We start from the raw sequence: 22718 nt of genomic DNA, 5'->3' as shown, positions 1-22718 counted from the left end.
ACCCTGGCTTTCTCCCAGCTTGGGAGAGGGGATTTTCTCTTAAGTGGATTCCTGCTAAAACAGGTTCTCACTTTCTTCCGATGATGAAGAGGAAGAGCTGCCGGCAGTTACAGGCGCCCCTTCTTCTGTGGGCACATCCTGTTCCCTGAAATACTCCACTATCGCATTGCTTTGATTTTCATTGGCCAGAAGACCCGTTTTGGGATCAATGCGAACTGCGACCACATTTTCAGGTTTGGTCAGGCTTTGTTCTGCGACATTTTTGAGGGCTGTCTTCATGAATTCAATCCACATGGGCAGTGCAACGGTTGCGCCATATTCGTGAAGCGATTGCGGCGTATCATAGCCGACCCAGGCTGTCGCAACCAGATTGGGAGTAAATCCGGCAAACCAGGCGTCGACCTGATCATTGGTGGTTCCTGTTTTACCAGCCAGATCTTGTCGATTCAAAACGCGAGCGGCACGAGCAGTTCCCTGCTGAACAACGTCTTTTAATGCAGTATTCATTAGAAAGGCGATATCGGCTGGGATAACCCGTGGTGCGAAAGAGTCTGAGTCCGACTTGGCTTGCGCACAATTGTCACAGACCACAGCAGGTTTTGCGCGAAGTAAAATATTCCCGTCTTCATCGCTGATATGGTCAATGAGATAAGGTTCCACGCGATAGCCGCCATTGGCAAACACTGCATAGGCTGCGGTGAGCTCAAGAGGACTGACGGACAAACTTCCCAAGGCCAGAGACAATGCGCGGGGAAGCTGCTGCTTGCGAAAGCCGAAACGGGATACAAAATCAATCGTATAATCAAAGCCCAAATCATCCAGTACACGAATGGAAACCAGATTGCGAGAACGAATCAGAGCTTCTTTTAAGCGCATGGGGCCGTTAAACGTCTGGTTGTCATTATGCGGACGCCACAAGGTAGGCTGACTGGGATCATCAACAACAATCGGCGAGTCATTGACCAGAGTCGCCAGCGTATAATCTTTATTGAGGGCTGCGGCATAGACAAAAGGTTTGAAACTTGAGCCAGGTTGTCTGCTGGATTGCGTTACCCGGTTAAACTTGCTTTTCTCAAAATTAAAGCCGCCAACCAGGGCCTCGATAGCGCCATTTTGCGGATTCAATGCAATAAGCGCTGCTTCGGCCTGCGGTACCTGGTTTAACATCCAGTTGTTTTCTTTCTGGTTGACATAGACAATATCACCAATTTTAAAAACCTGATGCGCGTTCTGGGGCGCTTTACCCATCCATCCTTTTCTTAGCGCGGGCCTGGCCCAGGACATTCCTTCCCATTTGATAGTAATGCTATTGCCATCACGCATTAGCGCGGTTGCTTCTTTATCTTTAAGGCTTAAAATAACCACAGGCTGGAGATCGTTCACCGTGGGATAAGAAGCCAGCAATTTACGGGCGGCAGCAGGGGACTGATCATTGACAGGGCCTGCATTGGCCACGGCTCCCCGATAGCCATGTCGATGGTCATAGGCCATCAGTTGACTAAATACGGCCTGATTAGCTGCGAGCTGCAGGTTACTATTGATTGTGGTATAAACTTTATAGCCCTTGGTATAGGCGTTTTCACCATAATGATCATAAAGTGATTGGCGAATCATTTCTGCAACATAGGGAGCGCTTACTTCAATATTGGGTCCATGATATTTGGCAGTTATTGGTTGCTGGATAGCTTCGTTATATTGTTCCTGAGTAATGTACTTTTCTTCGAGTAATCGTTCCAGCACGTGGTCGCGTCGTTTCTTGGCAGCAGCCGGATTAATAATAGGATTTTGTGTGGAGGGGGCCTGTGGTAAACCGGCGATGGTTGCCAATTCGGCCAGGTTCAGGTCTTTCAGCTGCTTTCCATAATACACTTTAGCCGCGGCTCCCACGCCGTAAGCGCGATTCCCCAGATAGATTTTATTCAGATACAGCTCAAGAATTTTTTCCTTGCTTAACTCACGATCAATTTTGATAGCCAGCAGGATCTCATTGAATTTTCTTAAAAAAGTCTTTTTGCGGCTCAAGAAAAAATTACGGGCTACCTGCATGGTAATCGTACTTCCGCCCTGTGATTTGCTGCCTGTCTGGATCATATTTACCATGGCGCGGCCAAGCCCCATGACATCGACTCCGGGATGTTCAAAAAAGCGCTGGTCCTCAGTTGCCAATAGTGCAAAGACCAGGGTTTTGGGAATCTCGTCATAAGTCAGTGGAATGCGTCGCTTCTCCCCGTATTCCTGGATTAGCTTGCCATCCTGCGTATAAACGCGCAGTGGTACCTGAAGGTGGACAGTTTTTAATGAATCCACATTCGGAAGCTGGCTTTCCAGATAAAGATAGAGAAAACTGACTCCAACGACACCAACAAAGAAAAGGCTTAAAAGCGCCCAGAGCCCTTTACGCCAAAAGTAAATCATTTTTTTCATGTTGTGTGGAGCTTTAGAAATTGAAATGCGATGATTATAACGCGATTTTGCGCTTTATTGCGAATAATAAAGCGCAAAGAAAGGTATTTGCTGTTTAATCGACCAGTGAGCCGTTAAAACCACCTAATTGCAATCCAGGATACTCATCGCTGTCTTTTGCGGTCTTGGTTTTCTTTTCGTCTTCTGGTCTCGGGGTCATATTTCGCATGAGGATATGACGATTTGTTCCGTATAGATTTGTTCCGTATAATTGAGATGTCAATGAAAAAGGAGCGCCGAAGGCTCGTACCGCAGAAAGTTCAGTCTGAAGCTTTTCATAGGCCTCATCTTTATTCCGGCTGCTTTGCTCCAATGCTGCAATTTTTTTCTGCATAAGGGCCAGTTGCTGATCTTTTTCTTCCAATTGCTGATCTTTCGCTTCGAGTTGTTTGTCTTTCGCTTCGAGTTGTTTGTCTTTCGCTGCCAGTTCAAAATCCTTAGCGGCAATTATTTTCTCTTTTCCGGCGTTCTCTTGTCTTAATTCTCTATTTTCGGCAACCAGATTTTCCTGAGCTTTTTGAGATTCCTCCAGGCGCTGCCTGGCTAATTCTTCACTCTTTTTCAACGCCTCAATCATCATGTCTTTTTCACGAACTAGTTCCTCAACCTGCGAGCGCAGATTTTTCTCTTCTTCACTGGCTTGCAGGATTGCGGCAAGTTTTTTTTCCAGGTCTTTTATTTGAAGTTCAAGAACATGGATAAGTGGTGGGGCGAAGCAATTCTCCGCTTCTTCCTTACATCGGTCTTTTGAAGATTTATCGTCAAGTGCTAACAGGGAAAAGAGCTTTTTGGGGTTGCAGAATAGATCACCAGTATAACAATAGGAGCTGTAAAGGTTTCCTCGACGCAGCAAACCTGGCATTTTGATTTTTTGCTCGTTATAGCTTATCTCTATCAATGTGGATTGTGAGGTTTTAAGAAGGGTAATCACATTCCATAAAAATCCCTCAAAGTCATTTCGAGCCTTCAGAACCTGTGCTTTGGTTAATCCGGGCTTTAGACTAAACTTTTCAGTGGATTCATTAATCTCATGCAGTGAGTGCATACTCGAAATGATATATAGCACATAGGTATAAAAAGTTTCTCTTTCGCTGTAACCTGACTCCATCGCGGTTTCAAGCAAAGCTTTCAAGCGTTTTGATTTGCCTTCAATGGAGTCGCGGCTGTAAGCCTCCATGTTAAAAGAAACATCTTGCCCGGCGCAGTATTCCACGACAATAGTTTCTAAGGCACCGATGACGTCTATTATCTTCATTACAACTCCTTGTACTGTATCTGAAAACTGTTAGCAGATTATTCACTATATTTTAAGCGAACTAAGAGTGCAAGGGTTGAACAAGTGGTTAGCAAAAAATAAATACGGACAGTTTTAGGGCGATTAGACAAGTTTTATCATTCTCTGGCGAGCAAATAGAAAATTAGATGAGCGATTATCAATCGAATAGCTTCAGGATTGGTAGTATTAAAGAAAAAGTTCCTTTTTTTAGATGCTTACGTTAGGATATACAGGGAAACAACCTCAAGATCCGCATAGTTTACACGTTAGCTTTCATTGCATGGTGCACCTGAAGGGAGATTATACGCGTGCTTAAATTGTTTAAACCAAGACGTCAGTCCTTGCTTGGAATTGATATCAGCTCGACTTCGATCAAGATTATAGAGATTTCAGGATCAGGTCAGCAGCACTGCGTAAATGGCTATGCGTCTCAATTATTACCCCTTAATGCGGTTGAAGGAAATACAGTTAAAGATATAGATGCTATTGCCTACTCTATTAAGCAGATGATCTCCTCGGAAAATCTGACTAGTAAGAATGCTGTACTCGCAGTTCCTGACTCAGCGGTTATCAGTAAGACCATTCAAATTAATGAAGGTTTAAACGATTCGGAAATGGAAGAGTTCATCACCATGGAAGCTGAGAAATATATTCCATACCCTGTTAATGAAGTCAATCTTGATTTTGAAGTGATAGGGCCTGCTGCAAAAAATGCGTCTCTTCTCGATGTGCTAATCGTTGCGTCCAGAAGCGAAAATGTAAATAGTCGTGTAGAGGCTGTAAAAAGGGCAGGATTAGAGGTTCTGGTGGTCGATGTTGAGTCTTTTGCTGTAGAGCGAACCGCCCAACTGGTCAGCCGCGCCTTGCCAGCCCAGGGGAAGGATAAAGTGATCGCTATCATCGACATAGGAGCGCTGTATTCCCATTTTTTCGTACTTCACGGAATGAAAATGATTTTTACCCGCGAAGAGGAGTTTGGTGGAAAACAGCTTATTGACGCAACGTCCATGCATTATGGAGTGTCTTTTCATGAGGCGATGAAAATGAACTCAAATGGCAGTATGCCGGCCGATTATATGGAACATATTTTAAGTCCATTCCGCGAAATGCTGCAGGTACAGATTAAACGGGCGTTACAATTTTTCTTTTCAACCAGCCATTACGGATTTATCGATCATATTCTCCTTGCCGGGGGCGTTGCAAAATTGACTGGCCTGGCGGAAAAGCTGGAGGAAAGCACCGGAATTCCCGTTTCAATTGCCAATCCGTTTGACCAGATTGATATTGCTAAAACAGTCAATCGCGATCAACTAATTGCAGAAGCTCCCTCCTTGATAGTGGCCTGCGGATTAGCCTTGAGGGAAGTTTATTAGCAATGACGACTATTAATCTTTTACCATGGCGTGAAATCAAGCGGGAGCGTGAAAAAAAAGAATTCACCATGCTATTGCTTATGGCTCTTATTTTAGGAAGTGCCATTGCTTTCGCTATGTATTATTATGCCTCGGACCTGGTTAGCGGCCAAAAGCATCGAAATCAGCTGTTGCAGGAAGAAATAAACACGTTCAACGGACAGATCGCGGAAATCAAACAGTTAAAGGATTTAAGGGCACGTTTAATTTCAAGAATGACCGTCGTGCAGAATCTTCAGGCCACTCGCAGCTTAACAGTTCATTTATTGGATGAGCTTATTAAAATACTCCCTGATGGTGTATACCTTACTCAAATGAAGCGCGAGGGTAACCGCATAACCTTGCTCGGTTATTCTGAATCCAATAGCAATGTATCCATTCTGATGCGCAATATAGAGCAAAATCCCTGGATTCAAAATCCTGAATTAACAGAGATCAAAAAAAGCAAAGACGCCCTGGATCCTAATGATACCAATGCACCTGCTCCAGAAACCGGTGAAAATGAATTCAAATTAAGCTTCATACTTAAACTCAAAAACAGTGCATTATTGACATTATGAATACTATAAACTTAAGTGATCTGACGCTCGAAAATGCTGGACAGTGGCCCTTGGCTGTTAAGTATATGGCCGCCCTCGTATTGGCTGTTTTAGTCATAGGTCTTGGCTATTGGCTGATTATCAAATCCTATTTTGAAGAATATGATAACTTAAAATCCGCAGAGACAGGTTTAAAAACTGAATTTGAGCAAAAACAAAAACAAGCCGCAAACTTACAGGCTTATCGGCAGCAAATGCAGACCATGTCTGAACGGTTTGGAAAAATGCTAAAACAATTACCGGCACAAAATGAAATGCCTGGTCTTCTGGAGGATATTTCCAAAACCGGTACTAGCAGCGGCTTAACCTTTCAATTGTTCGCCCCGGCTCCTGAGGTGATTCATGATTTTTATATCGAAGTTCCGATTAATATTATAGTTATTGGAAATTACCATCAGTTAGCTGTTTTTTTGAGTCGTGTGGCGCAGATGGGGCGCATTGTGACTTTACATGATTTTGAAATCAACACGGTGAAAGAAGATAAGCAAAAAGCAGCCTCCGGTGAATTACTGGAAATGAAATTAACCGCAAAAATTTATCGATACAAATCATGACAGCATTCAATTTCAGATATTTAATAATGCTTCTGACTGGCTGTTTATTGTCAGGCTGCGATACCTCAGCAGATCTTGAACTCTCTCGCTATATCAATGAAGTCAAATCGCGCAAGGCACAACCCATCGAGCCGATTCCAACGATTAAGCCTCTTGCCAAGTTTATCTATCCCGAAAACGAAAGCCGCCGCAGCCCGTTTAAACCTAAAACCGTCAAGCAATTTCAGGATAAACTCGCTCCCAATACCAAAAGGCCCAAACAGCCATTGGAGGAGTATCCCCTGGATTCCTTAAAATTTGTTGGAATTCTTAAACAGGATAATATGATATGGGGATTAATCAGCAAACCCGGCGGTGAAATAGTCAGAGTAAGACCAGGCGATTATATGGGGCAAAATTACGGTAAGATAATCCAGATTACCAATAACGCGCTAAAACTGGAAGAGTCAGTTCAAATTGACGGAAAATGGGAAAAAAAAGTGACTAGCTTCGATCTAAGTGCAAAAGAACAATAGGAGTTGATGTTGCGTAAACTAATTTTAATCGCCTTATTTATGTTTGTCGCGCTAGGTAAGGGAATAGCTGAAACTAACACGATGACAGGTATTAAGGTAATTCCTTTACCAGATGAGCGAGTTCGGGTGGATTTTTGCTTTGCAAGCCCATTAAACAACTTGCCCGCCAGCTTCATCACTCAAAAGCCCCCGCGTCTAGTTCTGGATTTTATTCAGACAAAAATGGTGATTAATGAGAAGGATAAAGCAAGAAAAATAGAAATAGGTTCACTAACGAACTATAATATAGTGGCAGTAGGCGATCGAGTCAGAGCTATTCTTGATCTTACAGACTCTATTTCCTATTCAGGTCAAATAGCAGGAAATACCTATTCCCTGACATTAAGTGGAAAAAGTCATCAGATATTTCAGCAGCGCAGAGAAATTTTTGTAAGCAATCGACCTGTTAATGCTCGTCACGGCATCACCAATCTTGATTTTCGCGGAACAGGCGCAGAAGGCGGCCGCGTGGTTATTGATGTAACTGATGCCAGTATACCCATTGATGTAACCCAGACTGGAAAGGAGGTTGTGGTTAACTTCATGAGTACCCAAATTCCCCCGCGTTTAATAAAACGCTTTGATGTGGCTGATTTCCAGAGCCCTGCACAACTCTTAAGCCTTCAGCAGGATGGGAAGGATGCGCGCCTGACTATTATCAGTAAAGGGGATTATGGTCACTATGCCTATCAGGTTAACAAACAATTTATTGTCGAAATCTATCCTTTGAGTGCGGAAGAGGCAAAACAGGCCAAACTTAAGAAAATGGTCTTTACAGGTAAACGGATTTCGCTGAATTTTCAGAATATCCAGATTCGAGCTGTTTTACAGTTATTGGCCGAGTTCACCGGTATTAATATCGTGGTGAGTGATGAGGTAAAGGGGAATATTACTTTGAGATTAAATGATATTCCCTGGGATCAGGCCCTGGATATTATTCTTAAAACTAATGCTCTGGATAAGCGAAAAACCGGAAATGTGTTACTAATTGATACAGCGTCAAAACTACTGGAGCAGGAAAAAAATGCGCTAAAGGCTCAGCAGGCTGTTACCAACCTGGCCCCCTTGCGCTCTCAACTGATTCAAATCAATTATGCTAAAGCCGCGGATATTGCTGTACTGCTCAAGGATAAAAATAATTCTCTGCTGTCCAAACGAGGCACTCTAAGCGTTGATGCCCGCACAAATACAATATGGATTCAGGATACTGGCGTCCAGATTGAAGAAATCAGAGAGTTAGTCAAGCAACTGGATATTCCGGTCAAACAGGTGCTCATAGAGGCAAGGATTGTGAATGTGACCAAGGATTTTGCTCGTGATCTGGGTATTCGCTTTGGTATTTCGCGTCCTACGCATCTTAGCGGAACATTGAGTGGTGCGAACCAATTGGCCCAAAATGTCGCCCCAGCGGATGTAGTACCGCTTTCCGATCGTCTTAACGTGGATTTGGCGGCAACCCCTGTTTCTGCATCGCCTGCCTCCGTTGGTTTGGCCTTGGCAAAACTGGGTGATGGTATTCTCTTGGATTTGGAGTTGTCGGCACTGGAAAGTGAGGGGCGGGGTGAAGTAATCTCAAGCCCGCGTTTGATAACCACCAATCAGCAATCAGCGGTAATTGAATCGGGTGAGGAAATTCCTTATCAGGAGGCGACTTCAAGCGGTGCGACTGCGGTTGCGTTTAAAAAAGCGGTCTTAAGTTTAAAGGTGACTCCGCAGATTACACCTGATAACAAAATTATGATGGACTTGCAGATTAATCAGGATACCCCTTCGCCGCAAACTTTTAACGGCGTTCCTGCTATCCTGACCAAAGAAATCCAAACCAACGTCCTGGTTAACAATGGACAGACCATTGTTTTGGGGGGAATTTATAAACAAGATAAAAACAACTCGATTAATCGAGTGCCATTTCTTGGAAACCTGCCCGTAGTTGGCGTATTATTCAGAAATCAGTCCACAGAAATTAAAAATGAGGAGTTGCTCATTTTCATTACTCCTAGGATAATAACCAATACGCTTTCAATTACCACCGTTGAAGGTAAAGGGGTTGAACTGAATAAATTCGGAAGGCCTGCTCCCTGGAAATAGGGAAACAGGCATCTCGTTAAACAACAGGACTAAGTTCCTGTTCAGATGAAGAGGTATGTAATAAAAAATGAGCATAGTTAAAGTACGCAACATTTTTCTAATTGGGCCAATGGGAGCAGGAAAAAGCACGATAGGCCGTACTTTGGCAAAGGAGCTCAAACTTGAGTTCTATGATTCAGATGAAGTAATAGAAGAACGTGCCGGTGCTGATATTTCCTGGATATTCGATATTGAGGGTGAAGAGGGTTTTCGTAAACGGGAACAGAAAGTCATTGATGAGTTAACCCAGAAAACCAATATTGTGCTTGCGACTGGCGGTGGCGTAGTGATGACCCCCGAGAATCGAAATGCCCTGGCAGGACGAGGAACCGTTATTTATCTGAAGACTTCCTTGCAACAGCAATTTGAGCGAACCAAAAGAGATACGAAAAGACCGCTTTTGCAAACGGAAGATTTGGAAAGCCGTCTGGAAATGCTGCGTGATGAGAGAGAGCCTTTTTATGACGAACTTGCGGACATCAGTTTTGAAACCGACAAATTAACCGTGAAAGCAGTCGCTAATAATATTATCAAATATATATATGGCGAAGTCTGAGTTATACAAACAGATTTTAGTAAGCTTGCCTGACCAGGGTTATCCAATCCATATTGGAGAAAATCTCTTGGCAGATCCTCATTTTTTGAGGAGTGTCGTTAAATCCAGGCAAGTTTTAATTGTAAGCAATGAAACGGTGGCTCCACTCTATATCGGGCCTTTGGAGTCAGTGTTTGCTGACAGACAATGCGATGTTGTTCTTTTGAGAGATGGCGAGCAATATAAGAATCAGGAAAGCCTGACGCAGATTTATGACAAGCTTATCAGCGCATCGCACCACCGGGATACCTGCCTCATCGGTCTGGGGGGCGGAGTGGTTGGCGATATCACCGGGTTTGCCGCCTCCACTTATCAGCGAGGGGTTGGTTTTGTGCTGATTCCCACAACGCTGCTGGCACAGGTTGATGCCTCCGTAGGCGGGAAAACTGCTATTAATCATCCGCTTGGGAAAAATATGATAGGCAGCTTCTACCAGCCAGATGCGGTCATTATCGATGTGAAAACCCTTGCCAGTCTACCAAAGCGAGAACGCCAGGCGGGATTTGCAGAAGTGATTAAATATGCCATTCTTAAGGCCGGCGATTTATCGATTGAAATCAAAAACTTACTAGAAGCTCCTTTTTCTGAGACTGATTTGTTGCCTGTCATTGCTCAATGCTGTGAAATCAAGGTGAGTTATGTTCAGGAGGATGAAAAAGAGCAGGGCCGGCGGGCTTTGCTTAATCTGGGACATACCATCGGGCATGCACTGGAAGCTTATACTCGTTATGAGCGCTGGCTGCATGGCGAGGCGGTAGCCATTGGTTTATACTGTATCGCGTTATTATCGCGGGAGATGGGTTATCTCGATCAGTCCGGGGTCGAGCAGGTGGATGAGCTTTTAAAATTGGCAGAATTGCCGCGCCGCATTCCAAAAGATATCAATCAGGACAGTTTGATTCTGTTAATGGCGAAAGATAAAAAAATTAAGAATAATAAATTGCGCTTTATACTGATTAAAAAAATAGGCGAATGCTATATTGAGGACAAGGTTCCAGCCGATTTGCTACAGAAGGTATTAAAGCTCGCAGTCGAAGGAGAGTAATTCGTGTTAAATGATTCCATGGATAAAGACCACCGTGAACCAACGATGGAAACACCTCCCTTTAAACCCGCAGCCTGGCTTAACAAGATTGATTTTATTAATCATCTGGTTTTGTTGAATAATGTGTTAATCACTGTGCTTGCAGAAAAAGGGGGAGGGAAAAGTACTTTTGCCCGGATTTTAAAATCATCCCTCGACTCCGGAGTCAAGGCTGGATTGATTAATGCCGAAGCTCCACTTAATGTGCAGCAGGTATTGTCTAAACTGTATGAAGCATTTCATTTGCGAATCGATGCCGAACAAAGCTTGTCTAACTTTGTACAGCAAGTGAATGAAAGAAAGGTGCATGTGCTGGTTATTATCGATAATGCGCAACTTTTACCTGATCTTTTTATCAAAGAGGCTTTACTTGAAATCAAAAAGCAGGGCAATATCGGCTTTTTCCACTTATGCCTTGTTTCCGATTTTAGTCTGGCAGCAAGTATTAATAGTTTGGATAAAGATTTATTTGATAATTTAATTCATAGCATCGAGCTTGGCGGGTTATCAGAAAGCGAGACAAAGACCTATCTGTTAAAGTTTCTCCCCTCTCCAAGACGCCTTGATAAAACGATGACTGATAAACGCCTGGCGCAGTTTTACCAATTGACTGGCGGCTATATTGGACGAATTAACACTCAGATGCAGGATTTCTTCAACCCGGACACCTTAAAAGCCAGCCGCCCCCATCGTGCAGGCGTCAAAGCCTATGGTCTTCTGGGGGCTGCTTTGGTAGGTTTGGGATTTGCTTATACATCCACTCAGAATCAAACCCTGGCAGTGGCTGAGCCTGTAGTTGAGCCTGCACCCGCTCCAATACCCGCGCCTCAGTTTCAAGAGGTGGCTTCATTGATGGAGTTGCCCGCGCCTTCGGTCTTTTTGACTGTTCCACAAGTAAAGCTTGTGTCAAGCCTGCCTAACCTGGCAAGCAACTCCATTCAACTTTTACGCTCCCATATTGAGCCGGCACTGGTTACCGAAATTCCTTCCTGGACTGTGGCATCGTCTTCTCAGGAGCTGCAACCGCCGCCAATGAGACGAGTAATCGAGTTTAATACGGATGAAGACGAGGAGCTGAATAATCTGGTGGTGATGGACAAGGTGGTTGTGATTCCAAAAACGGTTAATAAAGTTAACCCTCATACCGTTCCTGCAAAATCACTCGTTAGTAATAAACCAACGAAGACTTTGCCTGTGCGTCCAGCTGAAACGAGCAAGCCTGCTGTCATTCAGACAGCGAAAACCAGCAAGCGGGCGGCCGCACAGTTTACCATTCAAATTCTCGCCAGCCGTAATGCCGATGATTTAAAACGCTTTGTTGCGCGCCATATCGAAGCTAAAAATGGAAAGATTTATCGCACGCTTCGTGAAGGCAGCGAGTGGTTTGTATTAACGCTGGGTAATTTTCCTGATTTAAGTAAAGCGCAACTGGCTGTTAAAGCTTTGCCCGAGGAGCTTGCTCAGCGTAAACCCTGGGTGAGGTCCACGAGCAGTTTGAAGGCAATTGGATAAATGAAGGGAGAGGGCTAGGGGCACTGCCATTAAGTTAAGGACTTCTGTCATTCCCGCGAAAGGCGGGAATCTATCCTCAGTCGGCATTGTGGCTAGCTCAGAGATGGATCCCCGCCTTTCGCGGGGATGACAGTTTAATATACAATTGAGCTTAACTTAATGGCAGTGAGGGTGAGGGTTGATTTTAACCATTTAGTGTGAGAGCACAGACTGATGCTCTTGTGAGAGGCCATAGGTATTTTCAATCACTTCCTCTAGCTGTTCTCGCAGCATGATTACCAAATCATAACGTTTACTGGTTTTGGCATTTTTTCCATCAAGCCAGGTATTGATAGCCTCTAAAAGTGTTCTATCATTTGCTTCATTAGGCTCTTTCCTGGCATGCTCTTGAATGGCCCTTTCAAGTATTCTCGTGGCATCGGTTCTGAAATAAGAAGCCGGGCTGATTGACTTCTTCCACTCATTCTCAAAATAGTTTGTGTTTCGTAAATTCTCGCGGTTAATTTGAGCAAGCTCTGTTTTATCGACGTTCATATCAACTAGTTTAACCTGGAGATGGTGGCGCAGAGACTCGACCTGAGCATATCGGGAGGAGGCTGAGTTTGCTTTTAAAATTAGCCATTGATCCGCCAATTTAAAAAGACGTTTAACATCATCTGAATCATTATACTTTGTACAATGAATTAGCATGGCCAAACCTTTAGTTAATTCAGTAGAAAAACGTGACGCTTTTTTATCCTGTCTATCCCACCAATCCATAATCGACTCATCTTTCAAAAGTCCGTAGCCTGAACGAATACCTGCCTGGGGGTGTAATTTGTCCACATAACGGTAGGCATCCCTGGCACGCAGGCCAAAGAAACTTTGCAATTGCTTAGCCGGTGGAAATTGTGCTGGAGGTAGTGTTTCATTCACGGCATAAGTTTTTTGGGCTTCCTGTGTTTTTCGTGCCACTTCCTCTTTGCTGACGTAACCACGCTTTTCCAGTGATTTGGCTATTGCCATATTTAAATGCTCTTCACCATCGGCTGCATTGAGTCTGACCTGATGATGGCTTTCACGAGGAATAATAATTAATTCACGTTTTGCTGTAGAAGGAAGGCTAGGTACTATTTGTGAGAAAAAAGCGCGGTGGATATTGGAGTTATCCTCATAAAACAATTCTGTATGAAGATGCTCTGGTTTTACTAAATCGGCTAAGTGCTCTGAATGAATAGGGTGCCTACCTGCACTTAGACCCGCTTGTAGTCTGATACCGTCAGGTGTCGCCTTAGTAATCTCAGCACTCTCATTTACAAAATAAATATCACGAGCTATAACTACGTATTGATTTTTATAAGCGTTGTAATTTTGCGGAACTTTATTTAGAACATGGAGATCGACGAATTGCTTGGCACCTGTATAAGCTCCAAGAATGATTGTCGCATTTTTTATATTTGAGCAATCACTGCAATCGGCCATGTTGGCCGCGTTACTTCCAGGGATTTGATAGGAATTACCCGGTACAGGCTGGTCGGCAACGACATCGACTTCAACATTCGGTGCGAATGTTTTAAATTGTTGCGCCTCGAGAAAAGCGGTTACACCGCCGCGGCTAAAGCCTGCGAAAGTGACAGAAGTTATTTCTTTTTCCTCATCTCCAGCGGCAACTGTGGAGTGAGGATTACTGATTCCTACCTTTTTGGATGCTAAATCAGAGGTCGATAAATATAATTTACCATCCCTCATTTCAAACACCTCATGGGTAAAGCGCTCAGTAAAGCCTTTTAAATCCGGGAAAATACCCGCATTACACACTTCGCGGTCATGACAGCCTTTAACGAAGATGGTCTTAACATTGGGATTATCGACATAATCATAGCCATTTAAAAAATCGGCGCCAGGATTTCCTGTGCCACAAAAATAAATAACTAAATGCATATTTGTTCCTCGATTATATTTATGTGCTAATTATAGTCATGAAAGCTTAATGTAATGTTAAGAAATGCAGGCTATTCGAGAACGCCATGCGCCGCTCTGACAGCCTCTTCCAGTTGCTCACGAATGATAATGACTAAATCAAAGCGTTTATTGGATTGAGCATTTTCCTGATTTAACCATTGATCAAGAATGCCCAGTAATTTCTCCGCATTTTCTCTGGTAGGCAATTCACCTGCATAATCATGAATAGCTTCTTCCAGATCCCTTGTTTGTTTAGTGCGAAAATAATTGGCGTTTTTAACAGTTTTATTCCATTCAGAAAGAAAATAATTGGTTTCGTGCAGGTTTTCCCAGACGATGGTTGCCAGTTCATTCGGCTCAACTCTCAAGGCGATTAATTTCATACCTATATGGTGACGAAGTGCTTCGACCATCGCGTATCGTGACGAGGCAAAGTTAGTTTTCAGGATAAGCCAGGTGTCGGATTCTTTATATAACTCCTTGAGGGAATCTTTGTCAGATAAATCCACTGATTTTAAATTTTTCACTAGTAATTGGGTTAAAAGGGTGGAGTAATGCGACACTTTTTTGTCTTGTCGTTCCCACCAGTCAACCAGACTTTCTTCGTGACGAAGTTCATAGCCTTTTCTAAGTCTCATATTTCCATGGGATTTGTGTTGAACTGGTTCCTTTTTAATGCCGAAATAATTCGATAGATCGGCATCAATCAGTGGAGGAATACTTGGATTTAATTGCTGATAGAGAAATGATGCAGCTCTGCGGCAAGTCAGCGTTTTTTTAACCACGATTTCCTGAGTAAGAAACCCTCTTTTTCTTAAAGATTTTGCCAACTCCATATTTAAATGCTCTTCACCATCGGCGGAGTTTTCACGTACCTGATGACTCTCTCTGGGAATCACAATCAGATTTTTGATAGCACTATCTGGAAGCAGAGGGGTAATCTGTGTAAAGAAAACGCGGTGATATGGCTCATCTGCGTCCGGGATGGCAAGTGACTCCGCATAGGCTTCAACAATCACACTCACGTGACGTATATTGTTGCAATGACTGCAGTCCCTAATGTTCGCCGCCTGGCTGCCCGGAAGTTGATAAGCATTTCCTGACACCGGTTGATTGGCAATGATGTCTATTTCCACTTTAGGAGCAAGGTTTTCAAGGAGCGGGGCAACCTCAAAGGCGGTTAAGGCGCCGCGATTAAAACCGGCCAGGCTAATTGAGGTAATATCTTCTCTGGCATCTTCCGCTGTTACCGTCGTTTTCTTCCGTGTGACAGGTTCCCCGTTATGAGTATAGGTATATTCCTCATGCGTATTGATACCCAGTTTAAGACGGGCCAAATCGACATGTTTTAATCCAGGATAATCGCCTCGGCTTTCAAAAAGAGTATGAACAAATCGTTCGGCAAAGGATTTTAAATTGGGAAACAGGATTGAATTACATACTTCAGAATGATGACAGCCCTCAACGAAAATAGTTTTAATGCTGGGGTCGTTTATATCATAACCATTTAAGAAATCATTTCCGGAGTTTCGGGCTCCACAAAAATAAATCACTAAATGCATACCTGCCCCACAACTTTGCTATTTGTTAGTATAGTGAGTATAGTGGTCAAATATTGGTCTGACAAAGAAAAAAGAACTTTTTATTGAAGGATCAGTGACACCAGCGAATAATCGCTCGTGCGGTAAACAGCAAAACCCTCTGGGCCTAGATTTCTTCGAGGGCTTCTTCAGGCATGGTTACATTGAGTTCCAATACAGCACTATCTCCCATTCGCTCTAAGTTGACACTGACTTTATCGCGGGTAATCGGGATGTATTTCGCAATTACCGCCAAAATTTCTTCCTGAAGCTTTGGCAGATAATCAGGGGTGTTTCGCTGAGTACGTTCATGCGAAATGATGATTTGCAATCGTTCTTTGGCAACTGAGGCAGTACTGTTTCGTCTTCTCAAATAATTGAATATACTCATGCTGTGACATCCTCTCTGTTCTTACCAAATAATCTGCGCAGAATTCCTTTCCGTTCACTTTGGATAAAACGCATGGGTCTGCTTTCGCCAAGAAAGCGGGCAATCGCATCCTGATAAGCCAATCCTGCATCACTGTGCTCATCCAGAATAACAGGTGTTCCTGTATTGGATGCTTTTAAAACAGCTTTGGATTCAGGAATGACTCCAATCAATGGAATAGCCAGAATTTCTTTTACATCTTCAACGGAGAGCATTTCTCCTTTTTCCACTCGTTCAGGATCATAGCGAGTCAATAATAAATGTTCCTGTACAGGACTGTTATTATCAATTGCACGCTTGGTTTTGCTGGCTAAAATTCCAAGAATTCGGTCAGAATCTCTTACTGATGACACCTCCGGATTAGTTACTACGATGGCATGATCAGCAAAATGCATAGCCATTAAGGCGCCAGTTTCAATTCCAGCCGGAGAATCGCATACAATATATTCAAATTCAGCGGATAAATCTTTTAAAACCCGCTCAACTCCTTCAAGAGTTAATGCGTCTTTATCCCGTGTTTGTGAGGCAGGCAGGATATAAAGGTCTGAAATACGTTTGTCTTTAATCAATGCCTGATTCAGGCTGGCTTCACCGTTGATGACATTCACAAAATCATACACCACACGACGTTCACAACCCATGATAATATCAAGATTACGAAGTCCGATATCGAAATCAACAACAACAGTTTTGTGACCCTTTAATGCGAGACCAGAAGAAATTGCAGCGGATGTAGTAGTTTTACCCACGCCCCCTTTGCCTGAAGTGACGACAATTATTTTAGCCAAAACGATACCCTTCCTGTAACACAAAAATTTTGGTCCAGTTTACACGGGTTTGATTGTATTATTCAAGCTCAAGTTTTTAGGAAAATGAAATAATTTATTGACAATCATTGATTAAATCAATGAGTTTCCGATTCAACGCAGGATCTTGTTGTCTCTGCTTGCAAACAGCCCTAAAATGAAGCGCTATTATTAATCAAAAGACAGTTGTATTTAAAGAGGAAAAAATGAACCAGCGCAGAATGTTAAAATCTAAAATTCACCGAGCCACTGTAACCCATGCGGATCTGGATTATGAGGGAAGCATCACCATCTCTCCCGAGCTGCTTAAAGCCGCCGATATTTTGCCTTTTGAAGCAGTGCATGTCTGGAATGTGACTGCCGGCACACGCTTTGAAACCTATGCGATTACAGGTGAAGCGAATTCACGGGCGATTTGCGTTAATGGAGCGGCAGCTCATTTGGTCACACCGGGCGATATTATCATCATTGCTTCCTTTGTGCAGATGGATGAGCAATCCTGTCGAAATTATCAACCAACAGTTGTATTTGTTGATGAACAGAATCAATATAAGGAAGTAAGGGCAGAAATTGCCGCTCTATTGGATTAATTATGAAGAAAAAACTATGGTTTGGTTGGGTATTATCGCTTTGCAGTTTCTCGCTAATGGCCGGCGAATGCAAAACCAGCCGGGAAAATTATTTCGAAAATGAGGATGCAAAAGCCTGGATAACGACGCTTTGCCCTGAGGATATTCTGGCTTACCATAGCCATCAGTTTCCAAGGGTTATTGTGCCCCAGGAAGACGGCAGTCTTCAGGTGGTTTATCGTTCGGGAGAAAAGCGGATTATTCAATTGAAAAAATCGATACCTCTGTTTCTCGATACCGCCCAGGGACAGGAATTACATCAGGATATCAACATAGGCAAAACAGCACTGCATATTCTGGTAATTGAGCTCAGAAAAAAATCATAAACTGCAAAAATACAACTCCCGCACTCGGCGGGAGCTGTAGTTTTCGAGATTACCAGCTGGCTGAAGTGCAACAGCTTGTGGTATATCCGCAACAGCCTGAGGTTGTCGTATATTGAACGGCTGAATAATTGGCGCATCCACCGCCACAATTATTAAATCCACAACCTGAAACGAGTACAGCAGCAGTAGCGATGATTACAGCAGATACTATTTTTTTCATGATAGCGTCCTTGCAGGATGGTTTAGTATAACTATATACCATAAAATCATGGTGTACAAATATTGGCTAAATATTTAATAATTTTTCTTGAATAATCATAGTCCGTCTATTAGGCTAACGCTTTAAAAAACTAAAAAAAGGATATTTATGAAACTGTATTTCAGTAAAGGCGCCTGTTCATTAGGGGTTCGTATTCTAATCAATGAGTTGGGTCTGGATGTTGAATATGAGTCAGTGAATCTGAGAAGCAAGACGACTGAAAAGGGAGATAATTTTCTTGATATAAATCCCAAGGGTGCAGTGCCGGTACTTGAGATTACTCCGGAGAAGAGATTGACGGAAAATGTAGTAATCCTTCAGTATCTTGCTGACACTCATAATGCCGCAAGTTTATTACCGGCGGTTGGCGATTTGAAAAGGTATCGAATTCTTGAAATATGCAACTATCTTTCATCAGAAGCGCATAAAACAATCGGTATACTTTTCAATCCGGCAGTAACAGATGACATGAAAGAAAAAATTATCATGCCGGCAATTCATCAAAAATTAAATTATCTTAACTCCATCGTAAAAGATAACTCCTTTGCGGCCGGCTCTCATTTTACCATTGCAGACGGCTATTTTTACGTCATATTAAGCTGGTTGCCCCATTTTAAAATTGATTTAAATCACTGGCCTGCCTTGTATGCTTATTTTCAAAGAATGAGCGAATATCCGGCTGTTGTGAAATCTTTGAAAGAAGAGCAATAAGTTTATTGCAGACAGCGGATTGCAGCCTGGGTTCTTTGAAAACGGGCTGCAATCGTTTATTATCGCCAATTATTAATTTCTGCTCTTTGTCCGGAGATTATCAATGCTGATAAAAAAATTGATTTCAATTGCAGTCGTTTCTGCAGCACTTGCCTTAACTGCATGTACAAAAGAACTTGAGCCGGGAGATTATGACTCCGCTGAAGTGGGTAAAATCAAAAAAGTGGTTCCTGGCACCATTATTTCAATGCGTCCTGTTCGTTTGCATAATAAAAATGCGGAAGCCGGCATTGTAAGCCCCGCCAATGAGAATTCAGATAATGTTGATACAGGCACTAACCGTTCTCATGGTTATGAATACGTTATCAGGCTAAACAGCGGCAGTATCATTTCTGTGGTTCAGGCTGAAAATATCAAGTTAAAAACCAAGCAACATATTCTGGTCATTTATGGCCGCAATACAAGAGTAGTGCCTGATAACGGCAGTGATGATTATTAGTTGATAGTCTGGTTACGCTTTTGTTTATCGTGCAGGTGAAATAGATTCCCATCTGCACAGGAATGACAGAGTATAACTTGCATTGATCTCTCGACGTCTTTGCGAACAAAGTGAAGCAATCCAAATCGAGCGTTGAACAAAGGGAGGAGCTGGATTGCTTCGCTAACGCTCGCAAAGACGATTCTTTGTGTAGCTATCCTTATTCACCCAACAGCGCCATAGTTGACGGCACTATGCGCCTGGGCCTACTCCACAAACTCCCGAATAGCCTTCAAAAAATGCAGCCCATAGTGATTTAACTTATGCTGTCCCACACCGGTGACGTTCAAGAGCTCTTCCGCAGTCTGGGGATTTTTCCTGACCATGTCATGTAAGGTACTGTCGCTAAAGATCATAAAGGGCGGTTTGTTTTCCTGCTCTGCAAGCTTCCTTCGCAATGCACGCAAAGCCACAAATAAGGGATCGTTGTCCTTAGAGAAATATTGCTCTTTTATTCTTGCAATAATCCCTTTGGGCTTTTCGCTGGGAAGCACCAGCATGACTTTTTCTTCTCCCTTTAAGACCGCTTTGGCCTTTTCCGATAAGCGCAGCACATTGAAATGATGGGTATCCTGATAGCAATAATCTCTATGAATCAACTGCCAGGTCAAAAGTTTCCAGAATTTGCCGGATTTGTCTTTCCCTATTCCATAAGTGGACAGTTTTTCATGGCCATTCTGTAATATCTTCTCAGCATTACTGCCGCGAAGCACATCAATTACATAGGATATACCGTAACTTTGCTTTAAGCGATAAATACAGGAGAGAATCTTTTGCGCTTCCAGGGTTGCATCCTGGGTTACAGGAGGGGAGTCGCAAATATCGCAATACTGACATTGGGGCTCGCTGCTTTCATCAAAATAATGTAACAGAATATGACGGCGACAGTGGCTGGCTTCGGCAAAGGCCATCATATGATTTAATTTATTAAGTTCAACCCGGTGTTTCTGTTCATCCTCAATTTCGGCAATCCAGCCTCTCAGACGAGCACTGTCAGCTGGATCATAGAGTAGAAATGCCTGGGAGGGTAATCCGTCGCGTCCGGCCCGACCGGTTTCCTGATAGTAACTTTCAATGGTTTTAGGCAAATCATAATGGACCACATAGCGCACATTAGGCTTATCAATACCCATCCCGAAAGCCAGTGTCGCTACCACAATATCGATGTGATCGTGGCGAAAGAGCGATTGAACTTCCCGCCGTTCGGCATGCGATAGCCCTGCATGGTAAGCGCGCGCTTTATGACCCTGACTTTGAAGTCTTTCAGCCAGTTGGGTAACGGCATTGCGCGTTCCGCAGTAAATAATACCGGCTTGAGATTCCTGTTCTTTTAAAAAATGGGCCAACTGTTTTCCTGGATTATCTTTGTATTCAACCCGGTAGTGGATATTAGGGCGATTGAATGAATCGACATAGGATAGAGGCTGATAATTTAATTTGTCGATGATGTCCTGACGTGTCTGCTGGTCTGCGGTTGCGGTGAGCGCGATAACGGGTACATCAGGGAAATACGTCTTCAATTTACCCAGTTCAGCATACTCAGGACGAAAATCATGCCCCCATTGTGAAATACAATGAGCCTCATCAATGGCAAATAAAGCCAGTTCGCAATCCTCAAGGCGCTGCAGAAAAGAAAGACTTACCAGCCGTTCCGGAGCAATATACAGTAAATCCAGTTCCTGCTGATGCAGTTGAGCCAGCACTTGCCGCGATTCTTCGCTATTAAGTGAAGAATTATAATAAGCGGCCCGGATACCCTGTAACTTCAGGGCAGCCACCTGATCTTCCATTAAAGCGATTAAGGGCGAAACGACGATAGCTACACCCGGTCGAATCAGTGCAGGAACCTGATAGCAAAGGGATTTCCCACCACCGGTAGGCATCAGTACGAGTAAGTCCTTGCCAGCTAGCAAGTCGCTAATGACCTGTTGCTGCAAACCGCGAAAAGAGTCATAACCAAAATAATCTTTCAAAATTTTGGTTGCTTGATGGGATGTGCGTTCCAGGACTTGTTCCATGATTTTTCTTTTTTTTATTTCATAGACAGCAAAAATTGGCAATAATATCATTTTATTGATTCAATAAAAATGACAGATTAGCGTGTCTGATAAATTAGTCACTACAACTTAAGGACAAACAATGGATTTCACTTATAGTGAAGAGCATCAGGCTTTTCGGGAGATGGCTGCTGATTTCGCACGCGAAAAGCTAATGCCTTATGCTGAAAAATGGGATCAGGAACATTATTTTCCAATTGAAGTGCTGAAGGAAGCGGCAGCGCTTGGAATGGCGGGTTTGGTAGTGTCTGAAGACATTGGCGGAACCGGAATGACCCGCCTGGATGCTTCTCTGATTTTCGAGCAATTGGCATCCGGTTGTGTAAGCACCAGCGCTTTTCTGTCTATTCATAACATGGTGGTTTCTTTAATCGACCGCTACGGCTCAGAATCTTTGCGCCAGCAGTGGGGGCCTCGCCTTACTGGAATGCAGGTGGTAGGCAGCTATTGTCTGACTGAACCCGATTCTGGCTCCGATGCCGCTTCCTTAAAGACCCGAGCAGTGAGAGAAGGTGATTATTATACGCTGAACGGCGCTAAATCATTTATTTCCGGCGGCAGTGTCAGTGATGTGTATTTATGTATGGTTCGTACCGGGGATGAGTCACATCATGGTATTTCCTGTCTTCTAATCGAGAAAGATACGCCGGGATTAAGTTTTGGAAAACTGGAAAGAAAAATGGGATGGCATAGCCAGCCCACATCCATGTTATTTTTTGAAAATTGTAAAGTACCAGTCAGCAATCGAGTCGGTGATGAAGGGATGGGGTTCAAGATTGCTCTAAATGCCTTAAATGGAGGGCGCGTCAATATCGCTTCCTGTTCATTGGGCGGTGCGCTTGCCTGTTTAAGACTGGCTCAGTCTTATTTGCACGAACGCAAGCAATTTGGTAAATCATTATCCCAAATGCAGGCCTTGCGTTTTTATTTTGCAGATATGTTAACTGATTTTGAAGCCGCTCGGCTGATGGTTTACCGCGCGGCAGATGCTTTGGATAAAAATAATCCTAAAGCACCAATGTATTGTGCAATGGCCAAACGCCTGGCAACAGATGTTGCATTTCGTATCAGTGATCGAGCGATGCAGATGCACGGAGGCTATGGGTATTTGCAGGATTATCAGGTTGAAAGAATATTCAGAGATCTGCGTGTGCACCAAATCCTTGAAGGAACGAATGAAATCATGCGCGAAATTGTTGCTAAATCAGTTCTTGATGAAGAATATTTTATTGATTAAGGTTTTATCTAACGGCGCAGCGCGCTAT

21 protein-coding genes are annotated in these 22718 nt (G+C 43.3%); 13 read left to right on the top strand and 8 right to left on the bottom strand.

Features of this window, described 5'->3' with window-relative positions:
* Positions 1–54 precede the first annotated feature (54 nt).
* Together E1O89_RS02865 and E1O89_RS02860 are read right to left on the bottom strand one after the other, a co-directional pair.
* On the bottom strand, positions 55–2424 hold the full coding sequence (locus tag E1O89_RS02865; protein ID WP_133138857.1) for a penicillin-binding protein 1A: 2370 nt from the start codon (positions 2422–2424) through the stop codon (positions 55–57).
* Positions 2425–2518: 94 nt separating this feature from the next.
* Positions 2519–3718, bottom strand: coding sequence for a hypothetical protein (locus E1O89_RS02860; RefSeq protein ID WP_133138856.1), 1200 nt, complete (start codon positions 3716–3718; stop codon positions 2519–2521).
* Between the two features lie 329 nt (positions 3719–4047).
* Between E1O89_RS02860 and pilM the strand changes: the two genes are divergently transcribed.
* The 8 genes from pilM to E1O89_RS02820 all read left to right on the top strand — a co-directional run bounded on the left by pilM (position 4048) and on the right by E1O89_RS02820 (position 12176).
* Positions 4048–5112, top strand: coding sequence for a type IV pilus assembly protein PilM (gene pilM / locus E1O89_RS02855; protein ID WP_133138855.1), 1065 nt, complete (start codon positions 4048–4050; stop codon positions 5110–5112).
* Between the two features lie 2 nt (positions 5113–5114).
* Positions 5115–5711, top strand: coding sequence for a PilN domain-containing protein (locus E1O89_RS02850; RefSeq protein WP_133138854.1), 597 nt, complete (start codon positions 5115–5117; stop codon positions 5709–5711).
* Positions 5708–6304, top strand: a complete 597-nt coding sequence (locus E1O89_RS02845; RefSeq protein WP_133138853.1) for a type 4a pilus biogenesis protein PilO — start codon at positions 5708–5710, stop codon at positions 6302–6304. The genes E1O89_RS02850 and E1O89_RS02845 overlap by 4 nt, the downstream gene beginning before the upstream one ends.
* The gene (locus E1O89_RS02840; RefSeq protein WP_133138852.1) at positions 6301–6819 is read left to right on the top strand and encodes a pilus assembly protein PilP; all 519 of its coding nucleotides are present in this window, start codon (positions 6301–6303) and stop codon (positions 6817–6819) included. Before E1O89_RS02845 ends, E1O89_RS02840 begins: the two co-directional genes overlap by 4 nt.
* A gap of 39 nt (positions 6820–6858) precedes the next feature.
* Entirely contained in the window at positions 6859–8946 is a 2088-nt protein-coding gene (locus tag E1O89_RS02835; protein WP_410054755.1) for a type IV pilus secretin PilQ, read from the top strand.
* A gap of 67 nt (positions 8947–9013) precedes the next feature.
* Positions 9014–9541 (top strand): shikimate kinase AroK, encoded by a 528-nt coding sequence (aroK, locus tag E1O89_RS02830; protein WP_058507330.1) that lies wholly within the window; start codon positions 9014–9016, stop codon positions 9539–9541.
* Positions 9528–10625 (top strand): 3-dehydroquinate synthase, encoded by a 1098-nt coding sequence (gene aroB / locus E1O89_RS02825; protein WP_133138851.1) that lies wholly within the window; start codon positions 9528–9530, stop codon positions 10623–10625. The genes aroK and aroB overlap by 14 nt, the downstream gene beginning before the upstream one ends.
* 3 nt (positions 10626–10628) lie before the next feature.
* The gene (locus tag E1O89_RS02820; RefSeq protein WP_133138850.1) at positions 10629–12176 is read left to right on the top strand and encodes an AAA family ATPase; all 1548 of its coding nucleotides are present in this window, start codon (positions 10629–10631) and stop codon (positions 12174–12176) included.
* 192 nt (positions 12177–12368) lie between these two features.
* Here E1O89_RS02820 and E1O89_RS02815 read toward each other — a convergent pair whose 3' ends face one another.
* From E1O89_RS02815 to minD, 4 genes are all read right to left on the bottom strand, one after another.
* Positions 12369–14096 (bottom strand): hypothetical protein, encoded by a 1728-nt coding sequence (locus E1O89_RS02815; RefSeq protein WP_133138849.1) that lies wholly within the window; start codon positions 14094–14096, stop codon positions 12369–12371.
* Between the two features lie 71 nt (positions 14097–14167).
* Positions 14168–15679: a hypothetical protein gene (locus tag E1O89_RS02810; protein ID WP_133138848.1), complete on the bottom strand. Its 1512-nt coding sequence runs from the start codon at positions 15677–15679 to the stop codon at positions 14168–14170.
* A gap of 145 nt (positions 15680–15824) precedes the next feature.
* Positions 15825–16088 (bottom strand): cell division topological specificity factor MinE, encoded by a 264-nt coding sequence (gene minE / locus E1O89_RS02805; RefSeq protein ID WP_058509002.1) that lies wholly within the window; start codon positions 16086–16088, stop codon positions 15825–15827.
* Positions 16085–16915: a septum site-determining protein MinD gene (gene minD / locus E1O89_RS02800; RefSeq protein ID WP_133138847.1), complete on the bottom strand. Its 831-nt coding sequence runs from the start codon at positions 16913–16915 to the stop codon at positions 16085–16087. Before minD ends, minE begins: the two co-directional genes overlap by 4 nt.
* Positions 16916–17139: 224 nt before the next feature.
* On the opposite strand from minD, the gene panD reads away from it, so the two are divergent.
* Both panD and E1O89_RS02790 read left to right on the top strand, forming a co-directional pair.
* Positions 17140–17523, top strand: a complete 384-nt coding sequence (gene panD / locus E1O89_RS02795; RefSeq protein ID WP_058509004.1) for an aspartate 1-decarboxylase — start codon at positions 17140–17142, stop codon at positions 17521–17523.
* A gap of 2 nt (positions 17524–17525) precedes the next feature.
* Positions 17526–17888 carry a hypothetical protein gene (locus tag E1O89_RS02790; RefSeq protein WP_112218175.1) on the top strand — a complete coding sequence of 121 codons (363 nt, stop codon included), beginning with the start codon at positions 17526–17528 and terminating at the stop codon, positions 17886–17888.
* A 49-nt stretch (positions 17889–17937) separates the two neighbouring features.
* Here the strand turns inward: E1O89_RS02790 and E1O89_RS15380 are convergent, their stop codons facing one another.
* The gene (locus E1O89_RS15380) at positions 17938–18108 is read right to left on the bottom strand and encodes a hypothetical protein (protein ID WP_157072315.1); all 171 of its coding nucleotides are present in this window, start codon (positions 18106–18108) and stop codon (positions 17938–17940) included.
* A 147-nt stretch (positions 18109–18255) separates the two neighbouring features.
* Here E1O89_RS15380 and E1O89_RS02785 point away from each other — a divergent pair, with 147 nt between their 5' ends.
* Both E1O89_RS02785 and E1O89_RS02780 read left to right on the top strand, forming a co-directional pair.
* On the top strand, positions 18256–18858 hold the full coding sequence (locus E1O89_RS02785) for a glutathione S-transferase N-terminal domain-containing protein (RefSeq protein WP_133138846.1): 603 nt from the start codon (positions 18256–18258) through the stop codon (positions 18856–18858).
* A 103-nt stretch (positions 18859–18961) separates the two neighbouring features.
* Complete coding sequence (locus E1O89_RS02780; RefSeq protein WP_112218173.1) at positions 18962–19357, top strand: hypothetical protein; 396 nt, start codon at positions 18962–18964, stop codon at positions 19355–19357.
* A 245-nt stretch (positions 19358–19602) separates the two neighbouring features.
* Here E1O89_RS02780 and recQ read toward each other — a convergent pair whose 3' ends face one another.
* A complete protein-coding gene (gene recQ, locus E1O89_RS02775; RefSeq protein ID WP_112218329.1) occupies positions 19603–21414 on the bottom strand; it encodes a DNA helicase RecQ in 1812 nt (603 codons plus the stop codon).
* Positions 21415–21535: 121 nt separating this feature from the next.
* Here recQ and E1O89_RS02770 point away from each other — a divergent pair, with 121 nt between their 5' ends.
* On the top strand, positions 21536–22690 hold the full coding sequence (locus E1O89_RS02770; RefSeq protein ID WP_133138845.1) for an acyl-CoA dehydrogenase family protein: 1155 nt from the start codon (positions 21536–21538) through the stop codon (positions 22688–22690).
* The last annotated feature ends 28 nt before the right edge of the window (positions 22691–22718 follow it).

The sequence above is a fragment of the Legionella genomosp. 1 genome (assembly GCF_900640215.1).
Taxonomy (GTDB): domain Bacteria; phylum Pseudomonadota; class Gammaproteobacteria; order Legionellales; family Legionellaceae; genus Legionella_C; species Legionella_C quinlivanii_A.
Note: the sequence above shows the minus strand (reverse complement) of the source record. Positions and strands in the feature narration are given on the sequence as shown.